This is a genomic window from Niveispirillum sp. FG156 (assembly GCF_057809555.1).
The window spans coordinates 1-23,456 of the sequence record NZ_JBMDKE010000039.1 but is presented as its reverse complement, the minus strand read 5'-3'; the positions used below and the strand labels follow the sequence as shown (position 1 = coordinate 23,456).

General features: G+C 64.7%; 21 protein-coding genes and 1 tRNA gene. 11 read left to right on the top strand and 11 right to left on the bottom strand.

All coding sequences use genetic code 11. From position 1 onward, the window contains the following. The first annotated feature begins 54 nt into the window (after positions 1 to 54). Complete coding sequence (locus ACODSP_RS21930; protein ID WP_488967672.1) at positions 55 to 846, top strand: hypothetical protein; 792 nt, start codon at positions 55 to 57, stop codon at positions 844 to 846. Between the two features lie 19 nt (positions 847 to 865). Beyond that, positions 866 to 2,188, top strand: coding sequence for a cytochrome c peroxidase (locus tag ACODSP_RS21925; RefSeq protein WP_488967671.1), 1,323 nt, complete (start codon positions 866 to 868; stop codon positions 2,186 to 2,188). A gap of 507 nt (positions 2,189 to 2,695) precedes the next feature. Here the strand turns inward: ACODSP_RS21925 and ACODSP_RS21920 are convergent. Next, positions 2,696 to 3,313, bottom strand: coding sequence for a ParA family protein (locus ACODSP_RS21920; protein WP_488967670.1), 618 nt, complete (start codon positions 3,311 to 3,313; stop codon positions 2,696 to 2,698). A 31-nt stretch (positions 3,314 to 3,344) separates the two neighbouring features. Beyond that, positions 3,345 to 4,925: a CYTH and CHAD domain-containing protein gene (locus tag ACODSP_RS21915; RefSeq protein ID WP_488967669.1), complete on the bottom strand. Its 1,581-nt coding sequence runs from the start codon at positions 4,923 to 4,925 to the stop codon at positions 3,345 to 3,347. Between the two features lie 218 nt (positions 4,926 to 5,143). Between ACODSP_RS21915 and ACODSP_RS21910 the strand changes: the two genes are divergently transcribed. Then, complete coding sequence (locus ACODSP_RS21910) at positions 5,144 to 6,340, top strand: phosphoglycerate kinase (protein WP_488967668.1); 1,197 nt, start codon at positions 5,144 to 5,146, stop codon at positions 6,338 to 6,340. A 287-nt stretch (positions 6,341 to 6,627) separates the two neighbouring features. Continuing rightward, entirely contained in the window at positions 6,628 to 6,927 is a 300-nt protein-coding gene (locus ACODSP_RS21905; protein ID WP_488967667.1) for a hypothetical protein, read from the top strand. 3 nt (positions 6,928 to 6,930) lie between these two features. On the opposite strand, the gene ACODSP_RS21900 is transcribed toward ACODSP_RS21905, so the two are convergent. Next, positions 6,931 to 8,505, bottom strand: coding sequence for an aldehyde dehydrogenase (NADP(+)) (locus ACODSP_RS21900; RefSeq protein ID WP_488967666.1), 1,575 nt, complete (start codon positions 8,503 to 8,505; stop codon positions 6,931 to 6,933). Positions 8,506 to 8,855: 350 nt separating this feature from the next. Then, positions 8,856 to 8,930 (bottom strand) — tRNA-Thr (locus tag ACODSP_RS21895). Between the two features lie 318 nt (positions 8,931 to 9,248). Here ACODSP_RS21895 and ACODSP_RS21890 point away from each other — a divergent pair. Continuing rightward, the gene (locus tag ACODSP_RS21890; RefSeq protein ID WP_488967665.1) at positions 9,249 to 10,097 is read left to right on the top strand and encodes an EamA family transporter; all 849 of its coding nucleotides are present in this window, start codon (positions 9,249 to 9,251) and stop codon (positions 10,095 to 10,097) included. Positions 10,098 to 10,100: 3 nt separating this feature from the next. On the opposite strand, the gene ACODSP_RS21885 is transcribed toward ACODSP_RS21890, so the two are convergent. Continuing rightward, positions 10,101 to 11,060 (bottom strand): nucleoside hydrolase, encoded by a 960-nt coding sequence (locus tag ACODSP_RS21885; RefSeq protein ID WP_488967664.1) that lies wholly within the window; start codon positions 11,058 to 11,060, stop codon positions 10,101 to 10,103. Between the two features lie 133 nt (positions 11,061 to 11,193). Between ACODSP_RS21885 and ACODSP_RS21880 the strand changes: the two genes are divergently transcribed. Further along, on the top strand, positions 11,194 to 12,192 hold the full coding sequence (locus tag ACODSP_RS21880) for a sulfite exporter TauE/SafE family protein (RefSeq protein WP_488967663.1): 999 nt from the start codon (positions 11,194 to 11,196) through the stop codon (positions 12,190 to 12,192). A 2-nt stretch (positions 12,193 to 12,194) separates the two neighbouring features. Here the strand turns inward: ACODSP_RS21880 and ACODSP_RS21875 are convergent, their stop codons facing one another. The 4 genes from ACODSP_RS21875 to ACODSP_RS21860 form a co-directional block, all read right to left on the bottom strand. After that, positions 12,195 to 14,120, bottom strand: a complete 1,926-nt coding sequence (locus ACODSP_RS21875; protein ID WP_488967662.1) for a diguanylate cyclase domain-containing protein — start codon at positions 14,118 to 14,120, stop codon at positions 12,195 to 12,197. Positions 14,121 to 14,246: 126 nt separating this feature from the next. Beyond that, positions 14,247 to 15,356: a TAXI family TRAP transporter solute-binding subunit gene (locus tag ACODSP_RS21870; protein WP_488967661.1), complete on the bottom strand. Its 1,110-nt coding sequence runs from the start codon at positions 15,354 to 15,356 to the stop codon at positions 14,247 to 14,249. Positions 15,357 to 15,496: 140 nt separating this feature from the next. Continuing rightward, positions 15,497 to 16,075 (bottom strand): HupE/UreJ family protein, encoded by a 579-nt coding sequence (locus tag ACODSP_RS21865; protein ID WP_488967660.1) that lies wholly within the window; start codon positions 16,073 to 16,075, stop codon positions 15,497 to 15,499. Between the two features lie 107 nt (positions 16,076 to 16,182). Then, positions 16,183 to 16,950: an alpha/beta fold hydrolase gene (locus ACODSP_RS21860; protein ID WP_488967659.1), complete on the bottom strand. Its 768-nt coding sequence runs from the start codon at positions 16,948 to 16,950 to the stop codon at positions 16,183 to 16,185. Positions 16,951 to 17,122: 172 nt separating this feature from the next. Here ACODSP_RS21860 and ACODSP_RS21855 point away from each other — a divergent pair, with 172 nt between their 5' ends. Then, positions 17,123 to 17,587 carry a MarR family winged helix-turn-helix transcriptional regulator gene (locus tag ACODSP_RS21855; RefSeq protein WP_488967658.1) on the top strand — a complete coding sequence of 155 codons (465 nt, stop codon included), beginning with the start codon at positions 17,123 to 17,125 and terminating at the stop codon, positions 17,585 to 17,587. A gap of 108 nt (positions 17,588 to 17,695) precedes the next feature. Further along, a complete protein-coding gene (locus ACODSP_RS21850) occupies positions 17,696 to 18,352 on the top strand; it encodes a glutathione S-transferase family protein (protein WP_488967657.1) in 657 nt (218 codons plus the stop codon). Between the two features lie 12 nt (positions 18,353 to 18,364). Here the strand turns inward: ACODSP_RS21850 and ACODSP_RS21845 are convergent, their stop codons facing one another. Next, entirely contained in the window at positions 18,365 to 19,282 is a 918-nt protein-coding gene (locus ACODSP_RS21845; protein WP_488967656.1) for an alpha/beta fold hydrolase, read from the bottom strand. A 270-nt stretch (positions 19,283 to 19,552) separates the two neighbouring features. Between ACODSP_RS21845 and ACODSP_RS21840 the strand changes: the two genes are divergently transcribed. Then, entirely contained in the window at positions 19,553 to 21,628 is a 2,076-nt protein-coding gene (locus tag ACODSP_RS21840; RefSeq protein WP_488967655.1) for a S46 family peptidase, read from the top strand. Positions 21,629 to 21,714: 86 nt separating this feature from the next. Here ACODSP_RS21840 and ACODSP_RS21835 read toward each other — a convergent pair whose 3' ends face one another. After that, on the bottom strand, positions 21,715 to 21,951 hold the full coding sequence (locus tag ACODSP_RS21835; RefSeq protein WP_488967654.1) for a YMGG-like glycine zipper-containing protein: 237 nt from the start codon (positions 21,949 to 21,951) through the stop codon (positions 21,715 to 21,717). A gap of 305 nt (positions 21,952 to 22,256) precedes the next feature. On the opposite strand from ACODSP_RS21835, the gene rplM reads away from it, so the two are divergent. Beyond that, positions 22,257 to 22,721, top strand: coding sequence for a 50S ribosomal protein L13 (rplM, locus tag ACODSP_RS21830; RefSeq protein WP_054166572.1), 465 nt, complete (start codon positions 22,257 to 22,259; stop codon positions 22,719 to 22,721). A 3-nt stretch (positions 22,722 to 22,724) separates the two neighbouring features. After that, the gene (gene rpsI, locus ACODSP_RS21825) at positions 22,725 to 23,210 is read left to right on the top strand and encodes a 30S ribosomal protein S9 (protein ID WP_488967653.1); all 486 of its coding nucleotides are present in this window, start codon (positions 22,725 to 22,727) and stop codon (positions 23,208 to 23,210) included. The last annotated feature ends 246 nt before the right edge of the window (positions 23,211 to 23,456 follow it).

Sequence of the window (23,456 nt, the reverse complement as noted above, 5' to 3'; positions counted from 1 at the left end):
AGCTTCCGCGTTTGCGAGTAATTTGCAATATACCCAGAACCAATGGAGGATCGAATGCGGATCAATGCGAAGCTTTGGGTGGGTGTCGGCCTGTGCGTAGCGATGGGCCAGACCGGTATGGCAATGGCGCAGGACCATCACGCCGGCCATGGCACCGCCGTGCCCGCCGCCGCCGAGGGTGGTGAGGGCGGGGAGCTGGGCGCCTTTGACAACCTGTCCGAAGACCAGCAACTGCAAGGCTCCCTGGGCCTGATCCGCGGTCACCTGTCGGTGGGCCGGGAGCTTTATCAGGCCGGACGCGGCGGCGATGCCATTCCGCATTTCCTGCACCCCGCAGAAGAAATTTATGACGGTGCCCGCCCCGTGCTGGACACCCGCAAGGTCGGGTTCGAGGCTGATCTGGACGCCCTGGTCGCCCTGGCCCGCGCCAAGGCCCCGGCGGCCGATGTGGCCAAGGCGCTGGACAAGGTGGAGCAGGCCATCACCAAGGCCGAAGCCACGATCCCGGCGGCCGACCGTGCCAAGCCCGGCTTCCTGACCCCCGTCATCGCCACCCTGCTGCGCACGGCGGCGTCGGAATATGCGGCGGCGGTGGAGGATGGGGTGATCACCAGCCCTATCGAATATCAGGATGGGCGCGGCTTCTATGCCATCGCCAAGGTCTATCTGGCCCGTCTGTCCGCCTCCACGGCGGCCAGCGACCCGTCCGGCAATGCCGTGAAGGCCATGGATAAGCTGGCCCCCGTCTGGGCAACCCTGCAGCCGCCCAAGGGCAAGGCCACCCCGCCGGGTGAGGTGTCGGCCCTTGTCTCCAATGTCGAACTGGCGTTGAGCCGGCTGCGGTAAATCACAACACGGTGTCATCATGGGTAAGGCGCGGCGTTCCCTTTCGGCATTGGCAGCCGTCATGCTGGCCTTCACCCTGGGGCTGGCCGGGCCGCAGGCACAGGCCGACCGGCCCGGCAATCTGGCTGCCTGGACCCGGCCCGACAGTGCGCCCTACCCTGCGGACAACCCGTTCTCCGACGCGAAGCTGGAACTGGGCCGGCGCCTGTTCAACGACACGCGCTTGTCCGGCGGCAATTCGATGTCCTGCGCCAGTTGCCATGACCCGGCCAAGGGCTTCTCCGACGCCCGCCCGCGCGCGGTGGGTGAGGGCGGGCAGGCCGGTCCCATGCATACGCCGACCCTGTGGAACCTGGCCTGGGCGGAACAGCTATTCTGGGACGGTCGGGCGGGCAGCCTGGAAAAGCAGGCACTTGGCCCCATCGCCAACCCCATCGAGATGAACCAGGACCTTGCCGCCCTGCCAGCGGAGTTGAACGGCGACCGGGATCTGGAGGCCGCCTTCGCCCGTGCCTTCCCGCAGGACCCGGTGATCAGCCTGGATAATATCGCCCGGTCGCTGGCGATCTTCGAACGGACCCTGGTTTCGCCCATCACGCCCTTTGACCGGTGGGTGGCGGGGGATGAAGCGGCCATTCCCGACGCCGCAAAGCGCGGTTTCGCCCTGTTTGATGGCAAGGCGGCGTGCAGCAACTGTCACAAGGGTTGGGCCTTTACCGATGGTGCCTTTCACGATATCGGCCTGCCGGCCACGGGTCCGGGCCGTGGCGGTGTGGTGGGGCATGCCGAACTGGCCAATAGCTGGAAAACCCCGACCCTGCGGGAAATCGGTCGCACCGCGCCCTACATGCATGACGGCTCCATCCCCGATCTGAAGGATGTGCTGCGTCATTACGTGACCGGCGTAGTGCACCGCCCCACCCTGTCACGCGATCTGCCGCCGCATCTGGACCTGACCGATGCCGAACAGGCCGACATCCTGGCCTTCCTGGGCACGCTGAACGCCGATCCCGCCGCCCTGCCGGTGCAGGTGAACGCCGTGGCCACCACCGATCCCGGCCCCGTCACCGCCGGCCCCGCACCCGCCCGGCTGGAGGTGACGCAGCGCGACACGGCGTTCAGCGCCGCCGCCGTGCGCCTGCGCAAGGGCGGCACCCTGGTCATCCATAACGAGGATACGCGCGTCCACAATATCCGCGTCTTCGCCGCCGACATGGATTATGACAGCGGCGTGCAGGACCCCGGACAGTCGGTTGAGGTCCTGTTCGACCATCAGGGCCGCTTCCGGGCCGTCTGCAACATCCATCCCAAGATGAAGATGAGCGTTGAGGTGGTGGAGTAATTCTGTCGGCTTGAAAGGCGGTCGCCGCCCCCGTCTAATTCGGAGACGGTGATGGGTGCTCTCCGACCGCAATCGCGTTCATGCAACCAGATGAAACAGAAAAAAAAGGGGTGTGTTCCATGCCCCCTGGGTCTCGCCGCGCTAGAAACCGATGCCTCGGTTTGGCTCCAGACGCAGGTATGGCGGTGATGGTGCCATCATAGCAAAGAGAGGGCCGGAAGTCAGCAATCCCACCCGGCCCGCACGATGAGGGGCTGTTGTTTGCGGCACCCGGTGAACGTGACGGCGGACCTTCTCCGGGGGCTTGTGAGCTTCGAGCGGAATTCTTTCGACTGGAAACGCGTTTTCATCGTCATCCCGGCGAAAGCCGGGACCCAGCGCGAGGCGTGGTTAGCGCCGATATGATTCATGTCGCGGCGGACGCCGCTCTACGCTGGGTCCCGGCTTCCGCCGGGATGACGGATAAGGCGAGGCCAACACGATTCCATCAGAACCCACCCCCCACACCTACCCCACAAACGCCAGCAGCGGCTCCCAGTCCGCGCGCAGATCCGCCGCGCGCTTGGCCTTCTGGTCGAACAGGGTCAGGCCGTCGGCGGCAAGGTCGGTATACATCTGGCTGTCGCGCAGGCGGGCCACCACCTGATGCCCAGCCGCGGCCAGGAACGTATCCAGGCGATCCGCCGCCTTGGTGCGGGCGCGCAGGCGGTTGCCGACGATGGCGACGGGCACCTTCGCCTTGGCGATGGCCTTCACCTCTTCCAGCTTGTCCAGGAAACGGGCCGTCGCCGCCTCGTCAAAGGCGCCGGGCAGGACGGGCAGCACCACGATGTCGGACAGGCGGATCAGGTCTTCCACATCCTTGGGCCGCATGGCCGCCGGCGCGTCGATGACCAGCCGGCCCGTGCCCGATGGCGGCTTGCCGATCTCCTTCACCCAATCCAGCCCCTGGATGGGGGCTGCCGTCTCCGGCCGGGTTTTCAGCCAGCCCAGGGATGATTTCTGCCGGTCCAGATCGGCCAGGGCCGTCTTGTGCCCATGACCGGCGAAGAAGGCGGCCAGATGCGTGGCAATGGTCGTCTTACCGACGCCGCCCTTGATATTGGAAACCAGGATGGTGCGCATGTCTTTCCCTTGCAACAGCGGGCGGAGCGCGTCAGCGATCCTCCGCCTCTCCTTCCGCATCCTGCCAGAACGGCTTGGCATCCGTGAACCGGTGCCAGTCGGCGACGATATGGTCTTCCAGATCATGCAGGCCGCGCGCATGCCAGCCTGTGACCAGACCGGCCCCCAGCCGCCAGGACGGCGGCAGCGCCTCGCCTCCCGTCCGCTCCAACTCCGCCACCAGCTTGTCAACGGTGGCCACATCCTGCAAATGGCCCAGATGGTCCTGCAAGGTGGACAGTTCCTCCAGGAACCGGCGAAGCGCCTTGCCCTCATACAGTGAACGGAAGAAATCCGCCGCATAGCGCAGCTTTTTCAAGGAGATGCGCAGCTCATGCCGGGGGGCGGCAGCCAGCTTGGCAAAGCCCCGTCCCCGCTTGCGCGCCTGTTTGTGCCGCTTGCCCAGCAGTGCGCCCGCCATTTCGGTGACGGGGGACAGAAGCAGGGTCGATTGCTCACTGACCGGCTGGTTGCGCCATTGCCGGCCATCGACCCAGGCCGCCAAATCCAGCAGCAGGGCCGTATGGGCCGGATCGGCCAGGGTGTTGCGGACCAGCGCGTACCCGCGTTCCCGTGCGGCGCGCGCCGCCATCTCCAGTTCCGCCAGACCCGTATGGCCCGGCAGGGCCGTGGCGACGGGGTGCAGCAGGTCACCCAGGAACACATCCCATTCCCGCGCCGATCCCAAGGCATCGGCCAGGGCCTTTACGCGCGGCCCCAGATCATCCAGTTGATCCGCCGGGATGAAGGGCCGGAAGATTTGCAGGGCGGAGCGCAGGCGGCGCAGGGCCACGCGCATCTGATGCACGCCCTCCGGGTCCTGGCCCAGCCGCGTCACCGGCTCATTCGCCATCAGATGGCCCAGGCAGTGGCGCACGATGGTGGACAGCGTCTCCTCCACCGTTGCTTCCGGGTCCAGGGTCAGTTTGGCGGCCTTCACGCTGACCGGCGTAGCACCCGACGACAGGGCATAGCCGCGCGCCGACTTGGTCTGCATCTCCAGCCGCACGGGCACATCGGCATGGATGGCGCGTGCCAGATCGTACAGGGCAGCCGTGTCAGTGCCTTCCGACAGTTCCAGTTCCAGCTCATGCACCGGCAGGGTCAGGCCGCCCGGAGCCACGATCTCCCCCTGGTCCAACGCCACCTCAATGGTGATGCCGGGGCGGGGCGACAGGTGCCGGATCTGCCGTCGGATGCGGGTCTCGAACACCGGCACCAGATCGTCATTGCCAACCCCGTCCAGACCATCCAGCACGCTGGCATCGGGCAGCAGCGACAGGTCGGGGCGCGGATGCGCCACCTCCACCTCCCACTCGCCCCGCACCAGGGCGCCGGCACCCGTCTGTGGGGCGGATTTCAGGGTCTGGATCAGCTTGCGGCCCACACGCCGGACCCGCAGCGACAGGCCGTTGGCCAGAAACCGCCGGTCCTCGGTATCGAAGTAAATGCTGTCGAGCGACTTGACCTTCGGCTTGGCAATGGTGTCGGAGAGGCAGCCAAGCCCCCGCAGCCGGTCCATGTCGGACGGCGCCACCGCCAGTTTCAGTTCAATCTCCAACCCGAACATCATACACCGCACACATGGCAAAACACGGCCGGCGGGCTGATTCGCCCCGGATTCCGGTCGTTTCATGCCGACGATGACAATTCCGTGAAACGCTGTCTATCGCAGCAGCCGATTTTTTTGCACATGTCCCCGCCTTGCCTGTGTGTTGAAAGGCCGCGCGCAATGGTGTTTCCTGCCGCCCGGTATTTCATACCCAACGCATCCTGACGGGGACTTCTTCCATGCGCTTCCAGACCCTCGATACCATCGATGTCACCGGTAAGACGGTGCTTGTCCGCGCCGACCTGAACGTGCCTGTCGCCGATGGGCAGGTGACCGACACGACCCGCATCGACCGTCTGGTCCCCACGCTGAAGGAGATCGCGGCCAAGGGCGCCAAGGTCGTCGTCATGTCGCATTTCGGTCGTCCCAAGAACGGCCCCGACACGAAGAACAGCCTGCGTCAGGTGGTGCCCGCCGTGGAAAAGGCGCTGGGCGCCCCGGTCGCCTTTGCCGAGGATTGCGTGGGTGAGAAGGCCGCATCCGCCATCGCCGCCCTGCCCGCCGGCGGCGTGCTGATCCTGGAAAACACCCGCTTCCATGCCGGCGAGGAAAAGAACGATGCCGATCTGGCCAAGGGTCTGGCGGCACTGGGCGATGTCTATGTGAACGACGCCTTCTCGTCGGCCCACCGCGCGCATGCCTCCACCGAAGGCATCGCCCACCTGCTGCCCAGCGCGGCGGGCCGTCTGATGCAGGCGGAACTGGAAGCCCTGGGCAAGGCGCTGGCCGCCCCGGAACGTCCCGTGGCCGCCGTGGTCGGTGGGGCCAAGATTTCGACCAAGCTGGACCTGCTGCTGAACATGGTGTCGAAGGTCGACATCCTGATCCTGGGCGGTGGCATGGCCAACACCTTCCTGTTCGCGCAGGGCGTGTCGGTCGGGTCTTCGCTGTGTGAGCGTGACATGGCCGACCAGGCCCGCGCCATCATGGAAAAGGCCGCCGCTGGTGGCTGCGAGATCGTGCTGCCCGTGGATGGTCTGATGTCGCGGGAGTTCAAGGCCAATGCCGATCACCGCGTCACCGCCGTGACCGATATCCGCGATGGCGAGATGATGCTGGATGCGGGTCCTGCCACGGTTGAACTGGTGGGCCGCAAGCTGGAAGGCGCAAAGACCCTGGTCTGGAACGGCCCGTTCGGCGCGTTTGAGCTGGTGCCGTTCGACAGCGCCACCAACGCCGTCGCCGCCATCGCCGCCAACCTGACGGCACAGGGTAAGCTGCTGTCGGTGGCCGGTGGTGGTGATACCGTCGCCGCATTGGAACATGCCGGCGTGGCGTCCGGCTTCTCCTATGTCTCCACGGCGGGCGGTGCCTTCCTGGAATGGCTGGAAGGCAAGGAACTGCCGGGCGTCGCGGCGCTGGAAAAGCACGCCTGAAGTTTTACGGGACTGTTTGACCCTCACCCTCCCAAGCCCTGACGGGCTTGGGCCCCTCCCTCTCCCACGTTCGTGGGCGAGGGGAAAATGAGGCACAGCAGCAAGTTCCGCCCCTCGCCCGCTTGTGGCGGGAGAGGGAGGGGCCCGAACGCGCCAGCGTTTGGGAGGGTGAGGGCGACAAGCTTCGCCCCGCTTTCCACCCTATCCCTCTGCGGCCATGCGTCCGATTGGCGTTCTGCGGTGTTGGTGACATGTTTGTGTCATCAACCCCAAACGGAGGGCCGATCATGCCGCCCCTGGTCCGTTTCATGCTGCGCCACGCTGCCCTTGGCTTTGTTCTGGGGCTGATGGTTGCCGCCATCATTGTCGCCACCGATGCGCTGCATCTACGCAGCCTTGCCATGGCCACCCAGATGGGCTGGCTGGGTCTGGGCGTCTTCTGCTTTCTGACGGGACTGACCATTGGTTCCCTGCAAATCGGCTTTGCCGTCATGCTGCAAGGGACCGGTGATGATCGGGATGGTCCCGGCGGCGGACACGGGGGTCGGCTGGTGCCGATCCCCGTGCGGCTCCACCGCAGGCGGTAACCGTCAGGCCTTCTGCACGACACCATCCACCCGGCGGTTCAGGCCCAGCGGATTGTCACGCTTCAGCGCCGCCGGCAACAGGGCATCGGGGATGTCCTGATAGCAGACGGGGCGCAGGAAGCGGTCGATAGCCAGCGATCCGACCGACGTGCTGCGCGGATCGCTGGTGGCCGGGAACGGGCCGCCATGCACCATGGCGTGACAGACCTCCACACCCGTGGGCCAGCCATTGGCCAGGATACGGCCCGCCCGACGCTCCAAGGTCGGCAGCAGGGTGGCGGCGGCGCCATGGTCGCCTTCGTCCAGATGCACCGTGGCCGTCAACTGACCCTCCAGATGCTCCAGCACATCCTTCAGCACGCCCAGGTCCGGGCAGTGGATGATGACGGAGGAGGAGCCGAACACTTCCGCCCCCAGCGCATGATCGGACAGGAAGTCGGCGGCGGTGACGGCGAACAGGGCGCCCGCCCCCTTGTTGCCCCCGACCTCAGCCACGCGCGCCACCGTCGTCACCTTTTCATTTCCCGCCAGAGCGGCTACGCCGGTGCGGTAGGCCTGACAGATGCCGGGCGTCAGCATGGTGATGGGGGCGACATTCGCCAGGGTCGCAGAGGCGGCGGCAATGAACCGCTCCAGGTCCGGGCCATCAACGGCCAGGATCAGACCGGGATTGGTGCAGAACTGCCCCGCCCCCATGGTCAGCGACCCGACAAACGCCGTGCCCAGCGCCTCGGCGCGCGCCGACAGGGCGGCAGGCAGCAGGACCACGGGGTTGATGCTGCTCATCTCCGCATAGACGGGGATGGGTTCGGGGCGCGACTGCGCGATGCGGATCAGGGCCTGACCACCGCCACGCGACCCGGTGAAGCCCACGGCCTTGATGCGCCAGTCGGCGACCAGCGCCTGACCGAACTCCCGCTGCGTGCCCGACAGCATGGAGAAGACACCCTCATGGAAGCCCAGTTCAGCCACGGCGGCGGCAATCGCCTCCCCCACCAGTTCGGACGTGCCGGGATGGGCCGAATGCACCTTCACCACCACGGGGCAGCCGGCAGCCAGGGCCGAGGCCGTGTCGCCGCCGGCGACGGAGAAGGCCAGCGGGAAGTTGGAGGCACCGAACACCGCGACGGGGCCGACGGGAATGTTGCGCAGGCGCAGGTCGGCGCGGGCCATAGGCTTGCGTTCCGGCAGGGCGGGATCGATGCGGGCACCCAGCCAGTCGCCATTGCGCAGTACCGACGCGAACAGGCGTAGCTGGCCGACCGTACGACCCCGCTCCCCCTCCAGCCGGGCGCGCGGCAGGCCGGTTTCGGCCCCGGCGCGGTCCAGCAATTCGTCGCCAATGGCGATAATATTCTCAGCGATCTTTTCCAGCAGGCGTGCGCGATCCTCTGGTGCCGCCTCCCGGAACCCGTCAAAGGCGGCCCAGGCCAGCGCGCAGGCCTGATCGACATGGGCGGGCGTGGCCTGTGCGAAGGCCGGTTCGATCTGCGCATCCGCTGCCGGATCAACGGCCTTGAACCCAGCCTCGGTGGCGATACGGCTGCGACCGATCAGCAAATTGCCATGCAAAGACATCAAACACTCCCGCTTTGTCGGTGTTTCCTCCGGGGTCCCCGGTCAACCGGGGCCAATCGGCGGTATTGTTACCGCTAACCATAGCGATTTGGCAAGGTCGATAGAATATGTCGTCGTAGCGCGGATTAGCGAAGCGTAATCCGCGGGAACCTCCGAGCATCGCCCCGCGGATTATGCTTCGCTAATCCGCGCTACGAACGATGTTGATGATTTGGTGGCGAAAACGAAAAAAGCCGGACAGCCCAGGACAACCTTCACCTTGCTGGAAAGCCCAGCAAGTTCTTCACAAGAAGATTTGAAAGTTGTCACCAGCTTCCGGTCTGTCACACCCAATCAAGATTGGGAGGAGATGGTGCCCCGAGTCGGATTTGAACCAACGGCCTACCGCTTACGAAGCGGTTGCTCTACCGCTGAGCTATCGGGGCGCCGTCGCGGTGAAGTGGGCGGGGTTATAGCCAAGGGATTTGAGGTTGGCAACAGCGAAATTCGCCTGATCAGCCGATTATGTTCGTCAAGCGCCGCATGGCACCAATGCTTGTATCGTTCCGGGGGCGAACCGGTTGGGGATGCCGACATTGAAGCTGTTTACGGTTAACCGTAAACAGCTTCGGCGGCGACTGCCGCCGCGCCGCTCGTGCGGCGTGCCCGAGCTGCGGACGCAGCGCCGGTGATTGAGGGATAAGCAAACCTCAGAGCGTGTTTCCGGTCATCGGAAATGCGCTCTGAGGCCGGTTGCTGGGGGAATGATGACGGAATGGGTGGTGCCGCTGGTCCTGTGCGCGGCCCTGATGCATGCGGGATGGAACAGTCTGCTGAAGGGCGGGGGCGACCGGCTGGTGGGGATCACCATGCTGAATGTCTGGTGCGCCGTGGCGGGCATCGCCCTGCTGCCCTTCGTGCCGGCCCTGCCGGCGGCGGCCTGGCCCTATCTGGCGGCGTCGCTGGCCTTTCATACGGGATATCAGCTGTTCCTGGTCCGCACCTATCGGCTGGGTGACCTGTCACAGGTCTATCCCGTGGCGCGTGGGGCGGCCCCGCCCCTGGTGGCGCTGGCCGGGTTGATGCTGGGCACCGATCTGCTGAAGCCAGTGGAGGGGCTGGCCATCGCCCTGATCGCGGGCGGCATCGCCACCCTGGCCCTGCGCGGTGGCACAGCCCTGCGTGCCGATCCGCGACCGGTGCTGATGGCTCTGGCGACGGCCTGTTTCATCGCCGGCTATACGACCGTGGATGGTCTGGGCGCGCGTGCCGGCGGCCATGCCGTGGCCTATACGGTCTGGCTGTTCATCCTGAATGCCCCACCCATGGTGGCCCTGGCCTGGGCAAGGCGGGGCGGTGCGGGGCTTTGGCAGGCGACGAAGGCCGGCTGGCGGCGCGATCTGGTGGGCGGGATCATGGCCATGTCCGGCTATGGCATCGCCATCTGGGCCATGACCCATGCCCCCATCGCCCTGGTCGCCGCCCTGCGCGAAACCAGCGTTATCTTCGCGCTGTTGATCGCGCGGCTGTGGCTGAAGGAACCGGTGGGCCGCTGGCGCACAGGGGCCGCCCTTCTGGTTCTGGCGGGGATCGCGACGCTGCGGCTGGCCTGACGCCTACCGGTAATGCGCGGCCAGTTCGGTGAACAGGCGCGTGTAATAGGCGTCGGTGTCCTTCACCCGCACCATCACCTCCACATTCCCGGCCCCGTCGGGCAGCAGAAGGCCGGCGCCGATCCCGGTCCCTTCCGTCACGATATGCGTCTGGGCGCGGACCGTTTCGAACAGGTCGGGATGGAATAGGCCGGCCACCGCCGTGGGATCATGCAGGAACGCCCCCTCGGTATGGAATTTTGGCTTATCCAGGTGATAGGGCGCGTGCAGCATGCGCGCCACCTCCTCCCCAAACTTGGGCAGGGCGCGGGCGGCGGCCAGCCGGGCAGGCGTGGAGATCAGCTGATGCGTGACATCCGCCGGGGCCAGCAGCACCGGCACCCCGCCATTCAGCACCGATTGCGCCGCCACCGCATCCATCCAGAAATTGAACTCGGCAAAGGGGGTGACATTGCCACGGCGGACGAAATTGGGCGGCAACGGCCCGAATGATCCGCCCATGGCGACGATCCGCCCGATACGGGCATAGGCATCGGGTGCCGTCGTGCGCAGCAGCGCCAGATTGGTCAGCGGCCCGGTCGCCAGGATCGTCACGGTCCGCACCGGCATGGAGCGCAGGGTCTGCGCCATCCAGCCGACCGCATCATGCGACGCGGCCTGTCGTGCGGACGGGGCCAGCACCAGATCACCCAGGCCGGATTCGGCAAAGGCCCCATCGCCCGGCGGCGGCTCATCCTTGCCCAACGGCGCCTTGGCACCGGCATGCACGGGGATATCGGGCGCGCCGACATGGTCCAGGAAGGCCAGCGCATTGGCCGTCGTCCGGTCCAGCGTGACATTGCCGTTCACGGCACTGACCCCCAGTACCCGCGCCCGCTGCGGCAGAGCCAGCACCCACATCCAGGCCAGAAGATCATCGGTGCCGGGATCGCCGTCCAGGACCAGGGGGATCTGCGCGCTCATTCAATCATCCTTTCAACCACAGGCCTCAAGAATACGAAGCCTGCGCCCGGAAAGGAAGCGGGCTGCCGTTGACCCGCGCCGCGATCCGTGTCCATTCTTGATAAATATCAAGAATGCGCCCTGGGAGGGACCCTTGTTTCAAAGCCGTATCTTCACCGGCTGGTTCGTCGGCATGCTCGGCCTGTGGCTGATCCTGTTTACCACCTTCAATGACCTGGGTTTCCTTGCCGGACACTGGTACTACCCGGCCATCATGGTGCTGGGTGCCTTTGTGGCTGGGCTGACGCCAGAAGGCGGCGGAGCCGTGGCCTTTCCCGTTCTGAACATCTTCCTGTCCGTCGACCGCACCATGGCGCGCGATTTCAGCCTGATGATCCAGAGCATCGGCATGACCAGCGCCAGCATCTTCATCCTGTCCCATAAAGACAACGTTATCAGGGACTACAAGCCCCTGCTGGCCTTCATCCCGGTCTGTTTTGTGGGTTTTATGGCCGGCATGCTGCTGTTGCAGTCGCTGCCCGTCTATATCATCCAGGCCCTGTTCCTCAGCCTGATCACCACCTTCGCCATCGCCTATGTCTGGAGCGACCATCGCGGTGACCGGCCCCGCCTGGAAACGGCGGGCTGGCGGGATCATGCGCTGCTGGGTCTGGTGCTGATCGTGGGTGGCCTATGCGCCAGCCTGTTCGGCACCGGCGCCGATATCGTGATCTATACCCTGCTGGTCACCCGGTTCCGCATGAAGGAAAAGGTGGCTACGCATATGTCCATCATCCTGATGGCCGCAATATCCATCCTTGGTTATGCCTACCGACATTTCCATGATGCCGGCCTGACGGAATATCAGGTACGTACCTGGCTTTGCGCCTATCCGGTGGTGTTGTTCATGGCGCCGTTCGGAGCCTATATCCTGTCCAGAATCAATGTCGAATGGATGCTGCGTGGCGTTGTTCTGCTGAATATCGGGCAGCTGGCCTATTTCAACCTCAACAACCCATCGCTGGCAAAGGTCATCTGGTCCGCCATCTTCTGCGCCATCCTGATGACGATCTTCAGCCTGTCTCTATCCCGACTGACCCGCCGCCGCAGCGAAGAGGCGGCGGTGGAGAAGACGGCGGCGCAGGAGGCCTGATCCTACGCCACTAGCCGGTTATGGCCCCCGGCCCGCGCCGCCGCCAGCCGGTCATCGGCCAGGCGCGCCATGTCGGCGGGACCTGCCATGTCCGGCTTGAAACGGGCCAATCCCGCCGACAAGGTCACGATGCCGTGTGGACTTTTCTGGTGCGGCAAGGCCAGCGAAGCTACATCGTCCAGCAAGGCCCGTACCCGCGCCTCCAGCGCCACCGGATCGGTTTCGGTCAGGATGATGGCCACCCGTGCGCCGCCATGGCGATAGACCCGGTCCCCCTGCCCCACCTGCCGGGCCAGCACCCGGAACAGGGTGCGCAGGATCTGGTCGCCCGCCGCCTCGCCATAGGCGCTGTTATAGGCCTGGAAATGGTCAATATCGGCCATAAGCAACGCGAAACTGGCCTTACCCTGACGCTGCGCCAGATCGAACACGCTGCGCAGGTCGGCATCGAAGGCGCGGCGGTTATGGGCGCCTGTCAACGCGTCGTGCAGGCTCCATTCCTCCAGCTGCTTGTTGGCGGCGTCCAGCGCCTCGGTACGCAGCGCCACCTGTTCGGCCAGGCTGTCGCTGGCCTCCCGCACGCGCACCGCCATGTCCTGGAATGAGCGGGCCAGCAGGCCGATCTCGTCCTGCGTCGCCGTCGGCAACGGGGTTTCGCCATCGGCGACGGCGGCATAATCGCCCGCCGCCACTTTCTCCGACGCGTTCTTCAATTGCAGGATCGGGTCGGCCACCTGCCGGCGCAGCAGGACGAAGACCAGAACCAGCATGGCCAGGAAATAGGCGGTGCCCATGGCCATGATGGCACTGGCCGCCTGATGCGCCTTGGCCGCCACCAGCGCCTTGGGATAACGGGCCACGAACCACCAGTCGGGACCATCCAGGCGCGTGACGGCCAGATAGGCATCGTCGGCCACATCATCGACGATCCAGACATTCTCATCGGGGCCAGGATCGCTTTTACGCCGCTCCACACTGTCGCGGATCAGGGCATGGGTGCGCAGCAGGCCCTCATCCCCCAGCTTTTGCAGATTGATGGTGGCCAATTCCTTGCGCAGCCGATCCATCCACAGCGGATGCGCCACCAGATGGCCGTCCGCCGCCATGACGAAATTGTACGATCCGGGCAGATGGTCTGTGATCAGCCGGTCCATCAGATCATTGACCAGCACATCATGGCCGGCATTGATCAGATGCCTCCCCTGATAGTCGATGGGCAACTGATAGCTGACCATCCAGGCCTTGGCGGTATGGTCATGATATAGCGGCGTCCAGACGGGATGACGGTCGGGGTTCTCCGCGAACATGGTGGACCGCACGACGGAGAAGGCCGTCATATCCAGATCAGCCTCCACCTCCCGTCCCCAGGCGAAGGCAGGCCAGAACATGATCATGGCGTTTTCCGGCATACTGATCGTCGTGTTGATAAAGCGATTCTGCCACGCCGCCCCATAATCCGCCGAAAGATGATAGGACAGGACAAGACGACGCTTCAGTTCGTCGGAAATAACCTTCTGGTTGGCACCAATGAAACCTGACATGCCGGCCCGGCGGATACCATCAGGCCCCACCATACCGTCGAAATATTGCTGACGCAGACGCGTGGCGCCATCGGCCCCGCGTTCAAAGAAGGTATCAAAGTCCGGGTCGGCCAGAATCGCAGGATCGGCATAGAGCGCCAGGAAACGGTCGCGAAACAGCTCCATATTGGAGGCGGCAAGCTGAAAAATGGCGCTTTCCGTGCGCCCACGTTCCAGCAGATGCGCCTTCAGGCTGTCCAGCGCCTCCCGTTCTTCCCGGTCGTAAATGGTTGAATAGCCGATTGCCGTCAGGGCCAGCACGATCAGCATGGACCATCCGGCAAGCCGCACGACAAAACGGCCCAGCAAGGTACCGGACAAGGCTGCCGGCCACCGCCATCCTGCCATCACCCGTCCCATGTGCCACCTGTCCCGCCGCACCCAACAGGACGAAGGTTATCTTTGTATGTTTCCTCCGGTCAACCCAGGAAAGCGAACTATGGACAGACGGGACAATTTACGACGCGCGTGCCCTCAATGCGTGGCCGGCATCTTAGGCGCAGGTTCATCACCCTTGATCATGCCCTTGGCCCGATAAAACCGTTCAGCACCGGGATGCAGCGGAATGGGCAGTGCCGACAGGGCCGTGGCCAGTTGGATGGACTTCCCGCGCGGGTGCCCATTATCCAGCATCGACCGCGTCTGTTCGTTCCAGAGTGCCGCCGTGATATCATGCACCAGTTCCGGCTTCAGATCGCCGCGCACCACCCAGACACCCCCGACGCCCAGCGTGCGCGTCGCAGGCACGCCGTCATAGGTATCGGCATCGATGCGGGTTTCCGTGAAATGCGGCATGCGCTTCATCAACTGCGCCGCGCGGGCATCATCGAAAGGCACCAGGGCGATGGGCAGGCGCCGCGCCAGATCGGCAACCGCCGGCAACGGATAGCCGCCGACGATCAGGAAGGCGTCCAGTTCCCCCGCCTCCAGCCGGTCACCGCCGGCGGCGGGGCTGAGATAGAAGGGTTTCACCGTCTTTTCCGACAGACCATAGGTGGCCAGCAGGGCGCGCGCCGTCACCAGCGTGCCCGACCCTTGTTCTCCCAATGCCACCCGCTTGCCCTTCAGGTCGGCCGGGCTTTTGATCCCACTGCCGGCACGCGTCACCAGATGGATGGTTTCGGTGTAAAGATTGGCGATGGCGCGCAGGTCGGGATAGGCCGTTTTCTGGAACGGATCCTGTCCGGTCATGGCCAGATGCGCGATATCGGCCTGGACCAGTGCCGATTCCAGCCGGCGCGAACGCATCAGGCCGATATTGTCCACCGCACCCGATGTCGCCTGTGCCACCACGATCAGTCCCGGCACACCACAGGCACCACCCCGGTCACAGGGACGTGAACCGGGCGGATTTGATACGGCATTCGCCAGCAGGCCGCCGATCAGGAAATAGGTGCCGCCGGTGGTGCCGGTGCCGATCTGGAAAAACCGCACCTGTTCGGATGCGGCGCGGGCCAGACCCGGCAGGGCGGATACCGCCGCCAGGGCCAAGCCACCGGCCAACAGGTCGCGTCGTCGCAGGAAACCAGGATTGGTATCAGCTTCGGGCGGGACGGCTTGCGGGGGTTCGGCTGGATTGGGCATGGCCTAAGCGCCCTTTCCCTTGTGGCTTAAGACCATACCATGGTGCGCCTGCCGAACAATGTTCGCAACCGGAACGGGGACGAAATGGTATAGGCCAGGACAAAAGTCGGGGTCCTGTGGCCGATATCCAACGGTTTTTGTCACAAAACATTCAACAGCATCAAAAGGCCCAGCAGGGCGATGCCGCCACCCGCCACACGCGACGCCTTGCCCCCACCGATCTGGTACAAGGTGGCCGACAGGCCCACGCCCGACGACAGGACCAGAACACAGCCCATCAACATGCCGGGCCAGAACAGGGTGCTCCCCGTAACGGGCCCGCCCCATTGCGACAGGCTGATCCCATGCAGGGCCCCCACCGCCGCCGCCATCACCAGACCGACCACCGCCGGCAAGGTAAAGGTCGCCGCCAGCAACCCGCCCAGCACGATCAGCGAGGCCTCCAGCGCCAGCCCGGCGAAGGGCAGGTGCAAGCCTGCCCGCGTCAACAGACCCGCAATGATCCCGGCGGCCAGCGCCAATCCCGCCCCCGCCCCCGGCGTTCCCCGTCCCTGCATATCCAGCCACAGGCCCAAACCCAGCAGGCCGAACAGATGCACATAGGTGAGGACCGGACCCGCAATACCGGCGGAAAGGCCCGGCGGAACCGACGCGGCCTGGGCCAGACCGGGCAACAGCACCGATAAGATGGCAAGGAAAAAGGCGGTGGCGGCGCGCATGCATCATGTCCCGGCGTTACGGTCCATCCCTTGATGGCCGCAAGCCATGGCCGGGGTCAAGCATACGGAAGGGGCAGAGCCGTGCGAGCCCCGCCCCTCCTTGCCGTTCAGCGCTTGATGGACTGGGCGGCGCTGTCGATCACGTCGGCCACCGCCTTCGGCTGCGTAATGAAGACCACATGGCTACCGTCCAGTTCCCGTGCGGTGGCACCGATACGCCTGGCAATGGAGCGCAGCAGGGTCGGATTGATGGCGCCGTCCTGGTTGGGGATGACGGCCCAGCTCGGCCGGTTCTTCCAGGCAGCCTGGGTCACCTTGGCATTCAGTGCGGCCATGGCAATCGGCACCTGACTATCGCGCAGGAAGGCGGCATCGGCATCGCTGACATCACCGGAGAAGCCGGCCTTGAACTTCGGCCCATTGACGAAGGCAAAGCCGTCGGCCTGCGGTTCAATAATGAATTCCGGCATGGGGGCCGTTTGCGACAGCTGATCGACGGTGGACTGCCCTACATCCGGCGCTACCGCCGCGACATAGACCAGACCCGCCACCTTCGGGTCCTCCCCCGCTTCGGTGATGACGGCACCGCCATAGGAATGACCGACCAGGATCGTGGGACCATCCTGCCGTGCCAGGACACGGCGCGTCGCCGCGACATCATCGGAAAAGGACGTCAACGGGTTCTGCACGACGCTGACCTTGTAACCACGGGCGGTCAGCAGGTCGTAAACGCCACGCCAGCCAGAGCCATCGGCAAAGGCGCCATGTACCAGCACGACATTGCGGACGGGCTCTGCCGCCGTGGCGTGCCCGGCAGCCGTAAAGCTTGCGACCATGGCGAGGGCGGCGGCGAGGCGGCGGATATTGAAGGTCATCGGTCTGCTCCTTGTTCGTGGGTTGGGTTTGTGGGGTTGGATTTAACTAACCGCGATATTTGTTATCGCAATAACTGTTATCTAGCAATGACCCAGCCCCTTGTCCAGAGAAATTTATCGCGATATATATTTTAGCAGAAAGTCCGCTTTCCGGACGATCTGCGAGGGGACGATGACAACAGATTCCAAAGGCCCGGTGCCACTGGATGACCAGCTCTGCTACGCGATCTATTCAGCAGGCATCGCTATCCAGCGCGCCTACAAGCCCCTGCTGGACGGGCTGGGCCTGACCTATCCGCAGTATCTGGTTCTCAATGTTCTGTGGCAGGGTGATGCCCAGACCGTTGGCGGCATCGCCGACCGGCTGGCGCTGGAAAGCAGCACGCTGACGCCGCTGCTGAAACGGCTGGAAGTGGCGGGTCTGGTAGTGCGGACCCGCAATCCGGAGAATGAGCGGCAGGTGATCGTGGCCCTGACCGAACAGGGATGGACCCTGCGCGCCAGGGCCGGCTGCCTGGGCACCGCCCTGCTGACCGCGTCAGGCCAGCCCGCCACGGCCCTAGGGACACTGAACACCCAGGTCAAGGAATTGCGCGATGCCATCTATGGCCATATCGGGGGCTGGAACCCGATCTAGGTGGCGGGTGATGGCCATGCGTGGGCCATTGCCCCCTACCCCCCCGTGCCGCATCGCGCTATGTAGGGGGCGGATGGCCGAACGGGCGAGCGACCGGAGATTGAGAAGATGAAGCTTTATGGTGTCGTGCTCAGCCCCTATGTCACCCGGGTCCTGCTGGCGATCCGGTACAAGGGGCTGGACATCCCGGTGGTGCCGCCGCCGGGCGGCGGGCTGAAGTCGCCCGAATATCTGGCCATCAACCCCTATGGCAAGATGCCGGCCCTGGATGCGGGCGGGACCACCATTATCGAGTCCGAGGTGATCTGCGAATTCCTGGACGAACGCTTCCCCGACAAGCCCATCCTGCCCGGTAGTGATCTGGAACGCGCCCGCGCCCGCATCATCAGCCGGGCCGCCGATCTTTATATCCTGCCTGCCCTTCTGGGCCTGCTGGGTCAGATGAACCCCGCCACCCGCGATGCGCGTCTGGTGGGGGAAAAGCTGGCCGAACTGAAGCGCGGGCGTGACGGGCTGGAAACCTTCATCGACGGCCCCTGGTGCATGGGCGACCGTTTCACCCTGGCCGACTGCGCCATGGTGCCGGCCTGCTTCTTCCTGGAAAAGTTCCTGCCGGCCTTTGGCGGAATCGACATGTTTGCCGACCATCCGCGCATGGGTGCGGTCTGGCGCCACGCCCAGAATGACCCGATGGTGGCGGCCTTGCTGAAGGAAATGAACGGCGCCCTGGATGATTTCATGCGCCGCCGCGCCGCCAATGCCTGATCCCGGCCCTGGTCAGGCGTCCAGATGGGCGCGGACCAGGGGGGCCACATCCTGGGCATGGAGGCTGAACAGGCCACCGGTCCAGGGCAGGTCCATGACCTGGATATTGGGAGCCATACCACGCGCCCGCGCCGTGACCGGTGACATGCTTTCCTGCGGGTTCAGGATCAAGGTGGGCTGCCGCACCTGTTTCAGCCCGCCGGCATAATCATAGGCAAAGGCCGCATCATGCCCCCACCCGCGATGCAGCGGGTCGCGGTTCATTTCCCAGAACACCTTCCAGGCCAGATCGTCGCCCAACTCATTGCGCATGCGAGCGAATTTCGACCAGAGGTCGGGCAGCTGGGTGGCGGCCTGATCCAGGCTTTCCGGATGGCTGCTGGCCAGGCGGACCTTGTAATCGGCAATTTCCTGCGGCGTGAACAGCGGAGCCGAATGCAGGACCAGCCGCCGAACCGCGCCCGACCGCTGCCGCGTCAGTTCCACCGCCGTGGCGGAGCCGGTATGGCTGCCGACCAGATCCACCTGCTTCAGGTTCAGCGCATCCATCAGATCGCCCATCGCGCCAGCGAAATCGGCGATGGTGGATGGCTGTGGCGGACGGTCCGACAGGCCGAAACCCGGATTATCAGCGGCAATCACCATCCGGTCAGTGCCCAGAAACGGCAGGAAACGGGTGAAACCCAGGCCCGATCCGGGCGAGGCGTGAAAGCACAGAACCGGCAGTTTGCCCGTCGGCTTTGCCGGTTTGACGAAATGGTAATGGATCACGCCGAAACGGCAGGGGGCCATGTCCTGCTGCACCCCGGCGACCGTTGCTGCGGGGACCGCCCCCATCTCCTGCGCCAAAGCGCCCTGCCCCGCGACAGACAATCCTGCGACGGCCATCCCAGCCAGCAGTTGGCGACGGTCAACAGCATCGGCGGTCACAGGCATTCTCCATCAGAATCGGTTTCGCCGTGACAATGCCCCAGCCATCGCCCCCATGCGCGCGTCCGCGCCCTATGTCACCACAGCGCGGATAAAGCAGGCTGGGCTGCGGTACCATGCCACCGCTGTAAACTGGCCCCATCCGGTCGTTGACCGGCCCCTTGGCTTGGGCGCATGGTGCCGCCCCTGACCTGCGCGCGCGCCTGCGCCCGTGGGTTACAGCATCCAGGACACAAACGCGCTTAAGCGGAACGAAGGACGGGAACGAACATGGTGAAGACGGTGAAGCTGGCGGTATCGACCGCTGCGGCCATCGCCCTGCTGGTGGGTGCGGCCCACGCCGATGAAGGCATGTGGACCATCGACAATGTGCCGACGGCGGCCATCGCCAAGGCAACCGGCTTCACGCCGGACGCGAAATGGCTGAAGAAGGCGCAGCTGTCCTATGTGCGTCTGGCCGGCGGCTGCTCCGGCAGCTTCGTGTCGGGCGAAGGCATGGTGATGACCAATCATCATTGCGTCGCCGACTGCATCGCCGAACTGTCTTCCGCCGACAAGGATTATCAGGCTGACGGCTTCCTGGCCAAGACCCGCCCCGAAGAAAAGAGCTGCGCCGGGATCGAGATCAACCAGCTGGTTGAGATCACCGACGTCACCGCCCAGGTCGAAGCCGCCACCGCCGGCAAGACCGGCCAGGACTTCGCCAATGCCCGCCGCACCGTTCTGGCCGATATCGAAAAGAACTGCGCCAATGGCGATGCCAAGCTGCGCTGCGATGCCGTGACCTTGTATCAGGGCGGTCGCTATAACCTTTACAAGTACAAGCGCTATCAGGATGTGCGTCTGGCCTTCGCGCCGGAGGCCGCAGCGGCCTCCTTCGGCGGCGATCCCGACAATTTCAACTTCCCGCGCTATGCCCTCGACATGTCGCTGCTGCGCGTTTACGAGGATGGCAAGCCGATCAAGAGCCCCAACCATTTCAAATGGTCGACCGAGGGCAGCAAGGAAGGCGATGCCAGCTTCGTCATCGGCAATCCCGGTTCCACCAGCCGTCTGCGCACCATCGCCGAGCTGGAATTCGTGCGTGACAATGTCGCCCCCTCCTTCCTGTTCTGGGCACAGGAACGCCGTGGCCGCCTGATCGAGTTCGGTCGCGAGAATGCCGACCGCAACCGCGAGGCCTTTGACGACCTGAACAGCATCGAGAATTCCATCAAGGTCTGGAAGGGCCGCCAGATGGCGCTGGCCGACAAGGAGTTCTTCGGCGCCAAGGTGAAGGCGGAGCAGGAGCTGCGCGCCAAGATATCCGCCGACCCGAAGCTGGCCGCCCAGGTCGGCGACGCGTTCGAACAGGTCGAAAAGGCGCAAGGTCGCTACGTCCAACTGTATCAGCGCCTGATCCATCTGGAGCGCATGCGCGCCTTCGACAGCGTGCTGGCCATGAATGCCCGTCTGGTGCTGCGCGCCGGGGATGAACGCCTGCTGCCGTCGGGCCAGCGTCTGCGCGAATATGGCGACAGCCGCCTGCCGGGCCTGAAGCAGCGCCTGTCCAACCCGGCCCCGGTCCATACGGACCTGGAGATTGCCCTGCTGACCTTCTCGCTGACCAAGTTCCGCGAGCAGTTCGGCCCCGATGACGCGCTGGTCAAGGCTGTGCTGGGCAAGCAGTCGCCCGATCAGGTGGCAGCCGCCGCCGTGAAGGGCAGCAAGCTGGGTGATCCGGCGGAGCGCCTACGCCTGTTCGAGGGTGGCAAGGCTGCCGTCGATGCCTCTGACGATCCGATGATCAAGCTGATGAAGGTGGTGGACGCCGCCGCCCGCGCGGCCCGCAAGTCGGTGGAAGAGGAAGTGGACGCCGTGGTCGAACAGGCCCAGGCCCGCATCGCCAAGGCCCGCTTCGCCCTGTATGGCGACAGCGTCTATCCCGACGCCACCCTGTCGCTGCGCCTGTCCTATGGCAAGATGCAGGGCTGGACGGAGCTGGATGGCACCGAGGTCAAGCCCTACACCACCATCGGTGGCCTGTATGAGCGCAACACCGGCGCCTTCCCGTTCGACATGGCCAAGAGCTGGGACGAGGCGAAGGGCAAGGTCAACATGGCGACGCCCTATAATGCCGTCTCCACCAACGACATTATCGGCGGCAATTCCGGCTCCGCCGCCATCAATTCCAAGGGCGAGGTGATCGGCCTGGTCTTCGACGGCAATATCCACAGCCTGTCGGGCGATTACGGCTATGAGCCCAAGCGCAACCGCACCGTCATGGTCGATGTGCGCGGCATGTCCGAGGCGCTGCGCAATGTTTATGGCGCACAGCATATCGTGAAGGAACTGGGCCTGAAGTAAGGGCCTGGGGGCTTCGTCCTGTGTAAAAAGGCCGCCGGGAGCGATCCCGGCGGCCTTTGAGCATTAGAAGCGCCCGCCAACCAACGTCACGGCTTGCGCTTCTTCTGCTTGTCCTTCTGCACCTCGTTCACCACGGCACCGGCCCCCGCACCGGCCAGCCCGCCCAAGGCGGCGCTGCCAAGGCTGCCTCCCAGCACGGCACCGGCACCAGCACCGATCAGGGCGCCACTGGCGGCGCGTTCCTGCATGTTGCTGCCGCACGCGGCCAGGGTGAAGGTCAGGGTCAGGGCGGCAATTCCGGCCTTGGCATAGGCGATCGACATAATCTTCTCCATCGTAAGTGGCGGATGAAGGATGAACATCATCGCCCGCCCGCTTGTTCCTACGCATCCACCCCATGTCACCGCGTCATGGCAACGACTTCCGGGCACAAGGCACCTTCGAACGGTGGGAATTTTCTCAATAAAATCAAAGTGTTTGTGGATACGGTATTATAATACCGTTTTACAGACCCTTGCATCTGCTGCATTTTTTGCTTGCGACGGCGGGGGATGGGCGGTACATCACCATTCGCTTCGGTGCCAGCCCGGTGGTTGGCGCCTTCATCCGTATAAGCCCGAGTGCTCTGATGAAGACCTTTAACCTGAAGCCGTCCGAGATCGAGAAGAACTGGATTCTGATCGATGCGGAAGGCGTTGTCCTGGGTCGTCTCGCCAGCCAGATCGCCCTGATCCTGCGCGGCAAGACCAAGCCCACCTATACCCCGTTCCTGGATTGCGGTGACAATGTCATCGTCATCAATGCCGACAAGGTTGCCCTGACCGGCAACAAGCGGAACGATGCCATGTTCTACTGGCACACCGGCTTCCCGGGCGGCATCAAGGGCCGTTCCGCCGGTCAGATCCTGGATGGCCGCTTCCCCGAGCGCGTCGTCATCAAGGCCGTTGAACGCATGATCAAGCGCAGCCCGCTGGGCCGCCGCCAGATGGGCAACCTGCGCGTTTACGCTGGTGCCGAGCATCCGCACGCCGCGCAGTCGCCGGTGGTGCTGGACCTCGCCGCCAAGAACGCCAAGAACAAGCGGAGCGCCTGATAAATGGCCACGATCAACAGCCTCGCTGACCTGAAGGCCGGCGCTGCCGCCGCCTCCGTTGCCGCTGACCCGGCCGGTCCGGTTGAGCCCAAGCTCGACGCTTTCGGCCGCGCCTATGCCACCGGCAAGCGCAAGAACGCCGTCGCCCGCGTCTGGGTGAAGCCCGGCACCGGCAAGATCACCGTGAATGGCCGTGAGCTGGCGGTTTATTTCGCCCGCCCCGTGCTGCGCATGATGATCAACCAGCCGTTCCAGATCACCAGCCGCATTGAGCAGTTCGACATCGTCGCCACCGTTTCCGGTGGTGGTCTGTCGGGCCAGGCCGGTGCGCTGCGTCACGGCATCTCCAAGGCCCTGACCTACTTCGAGCCGGGCCTGCGTCCGCCGCTGAAGGCCGCTGGCCTGCTGACCCGCGACAGCCGCGTGGTCGAGCGTAAGAAGTACGGTAAGGCCAAGGCCCGCCGCAGCTTCCAGTTCTCCAAGCGCTAATCACGCTTGGCCCCGGTTCGCCGGGCTCAGTACGGAGAAAGGGCGTTCCCCAGGTGGGAGCGCCCTTTTTCTTTTGCCTATGGACTGTTGAGATTAAGAAAATCTGCCTCCCCGGCGAAGGCCGGGGCCTAGGGGTCACAGGCTCAAACCTCGAAGCTGCGTTGATCGACGCTGCTGATAGGTCGGGCGCTTGGCCCCTGGGCCCCGGCCTTCGCCGGGGAGGCAATCTATGAGTTTCAATGGGTT